This is a genomic window from Macrococcus equipercicus (genome assembly GCF_024205945.1).
Taxonomy (GTDB): Bacteria; Bacillota; Bacilli; order Staphylococcales; family Staphylococcaceae; genus Macrococcus; species Macrococcus equipercicus.
In genome coordinates this window covers 1-2,773 of the sequence record NZ_CP073817.1, presented here as the reverse complement: position 1 = coordinate 2,773, position 2,773 = coordinate 1, and the positions used below count along the sequence as shown (strand labels likewise).

Sequence of the window (2,773 nt, the reverse complement as noted above, 5' to 3'; positions counted from 1 at the left end):
ACCTCCAAATGTTCTGATTATTTCTAGACAATCTAATCTTACATCTGGGGTTTTTTTATGTCAATTTTTTTATACACTTAAAATCACGATGACACCTGTCTTATCAACGGTTTAAGCTGTTTTAAAAAAATCTCGTTATTTCTATATAGTATCAAGACAAGAAGAAACTCGTTTTCAACTCGTTTCAAAACCACCTCTTTTTTTGACATTAACGTAACTTAATACATTACAATAAACGAACAAAGGAGGGTGAAAACAGTGGAATTTTATCAAATGCCAATGTTTAACAAAATACTAGTTAAAGACATTGAAAAAGCAGAAAAATGGTACGAAAAAACACTCGGTTTTAAAAGTGTTTTTAAATTTAGAAATGATAAAAATGAAGTATTGATGAATCATTTAAGACTAGAAAAATATCAAGACTTAATGCTAATTTCTAAAACTGATTTCGAAGTTGGAAACTCAATATACCTAAACATTTTAGTAAAAGACATAGAAGAAAAAGCACAAAATATTTCACAAAAGTTTATAGTTAACCAATTAGAAGAACAACCATGGAACGCTAAAGAAATGACAATAAAAGATCTAGATGGACACCTAATCACGCTTACTCAATCAAATATTAGCGATACTGATTTTGAAAAATTAATGAAACAAACTTCTAAAGATTACTAAGCAAGAAAAGAAAAAACTCGTAAAACTCGTTTTTTAAAAACTTAAAAAAGGAGTAAACATGAAAAAATTTAAAGATATTTTGCTGATTATTGCAAATACGTTAACTACAATCATAGGATTAGAGTTATTGTTCGGAGACGACCAAAAAACTGATAAAAATAATAAATAATTAAAATTTTATTATTTATTCCAATTTCCTTTTTGTGCAGAAACTTTGAACCCTCACACTCCCGAAGATGTGCCACCCAGGGAAAACCGCCCTGGTGGGCCCACCTCGTCAGTGTACGTGAGGGTTCTTTTCTTTCACAAAAAGTTTTCTCGGCATAAAACGATCTCCTCTGTTTGTTCAAGGGTTTTCGTTTTACACCCTTTATTTTCAGCGTTATAATCTGATTAGTCCCGTAAGGGCGCATCTATACGTCTGTTCCAGACGTGTGCGAAGAAAACTCACATCGACCTCCGTCGATTTTTTTATTTTTAGAATTAGTCGGCTTGAGTTATTCCGGGCAGACATTTAAAAAAATCTGTATTGAATAACGCTGCTGTGTTCTTAAAAAAGTGGCACAGATTTTCAGCCCGAAACTTTTTTTATCGACATCGACGATACGGCGTCGAAGGAAAAATAAACAGACCGTGCCGAATTATTCGAACAAAAAGCGCTCAGAAGCCCTCAGAGGCCTCTGAGCGTTTTTTACATACAAGCTAGATAAAATACTCAGAAAAATAAAAACGGCTCTCAGAAAGCATCTGAGAGCCTTATAAAGTCATTTAAAATTTTTATAAAGATTTTTCTAGAAAATAAAAATGGATCAGTGCCAGCAGTGATTGAAAATCACGTACTGCCCATTTACATGCAATCTTCGATTTCATGAAAAAATGGGCAAACATGCTGTTTAATCGCTCTAGTTCCTGCAGGGGCTAAATTAGTAAAAAATGTTAAAATAAAAATAAAAAAGGGGAATTATTTTGCAGACAATTATTTTTTTAATTTGTTTTATCTGTCTTGTAGGAGTTTCAGCCGACAAAATTAATAAAAATAAAAAGCACTGAAAATAATCAGTGCTTTAAAAAATAATTCTGTTTTTCAAAATTCCATATCGCCATGATTGAATTCGCTTTTTCTTCGTCAGCTGACATTTTTTCATCGCCAGTCTGAACTAAATCGCCATCTTCTGCATCATCTAAATTTAATTCTTTGTGCTTGATTTTCAGCAGACCGCCATAGGAAACCATGCGTTTTTTATAAAGCCCCTGTTCCAGATCAGCCACGACTTCCAGATTTTTTTCTTGGTCATTTGTCAGATAATCACTTGCTTTCACTGAATATTTTGCTGTCTCTTTAATTGCAGCTTCAATCGCCTTATCACCCTTTGAATTAGGCTTAATCGCTTTGATATTAAGCACAGGCTCATAATTGACTTTAAGGGCTTTCCGCCACATCTGAAGCCAATCTTTTTGAGGAATATAGTTGTCAGCACCTCTAAAAAATTTACTTTCAACACACAAAAGTACATGCATATGCTGATTGTATGAACTGTTTTTCTTGTTGACAGTGACCTCTGTCGTTCTCATGAATCCGACAAGATTCTTCTCAACTTTTTTATATTTCATCAGCCGATTAAAGCCCTGTGTCAGTTCTCTTAAACTGGTGTCCAGACTTTCGCCATCAACCGAGTTACGATTGGATAAAGTCATGAACAGCCAGCGTGCTGATGGTTTCTCCTTGATAACTTCGTTAACGACCAACTGCGTCTGATAACTGTTCTTCATTGCTCTCCTCCAGTTGCAGACAGGACATAATTTCGACTTACAGAACCATGTCTTATAAAGTTTTAAATAGCCCTCATCAGTCGCCTTAAACTCCAGTACATGACCACAATGCCGCACATTTTCAGCTTTCTTTATCTTCAAGATCTCGAGAAGTTCGGCATAAGTGACATTACCCATCTTCTTTTCCTGCCAAGGACGAACTTTCCCGGACTTCGTATAATCTCTTAAAATCTCATTGCCTTGATTTTTAGAAATAAATTTTGTATGATTATAGTGCATTAGAAAAACCGCCTTTCTTGGTCGGTTTCATTAAATTACGCATAAAAAG

2 protein-coding genes are annotated in these 2,773 nt (G+C 34.4%); one reads left to right on the top strand and one right to left on the bottom strand.

Going from position 1 to position 2,773, the window contains the following annotated elements:
• Nucleotides 1–258 precede the first annotated feature (258 nt).
• Complete coding sequence (locus KFV11_RS11660) at nucleotides 259–675, top strand: VOC family protein (RefSeq protein WP_254250654.1); 417 nt, start codon at nucleotides 259–261, stop codon at nucleotides 673–675.
• Nucleotides 676–1,731: 1,056 nt separating this feature from the next.
• On the opposite strand, the gene KFV11_RS11655 is transcribed toward KFV11_RS11660, so the two are convergent.
• Nucleotides 1,732–2,724 (bottom strand): protein rep, encoded by a 993-nt coding sequence (locus KFV11_RS11655; protein ID WP_254250655.1) that lies wholly within the window; start codon nucleotides 2,722–2,724, stop codon nucleotides 1,732–1,734.
• Nucleotides 2,725–2,773 lie beyond the last annotated feature (49 nt).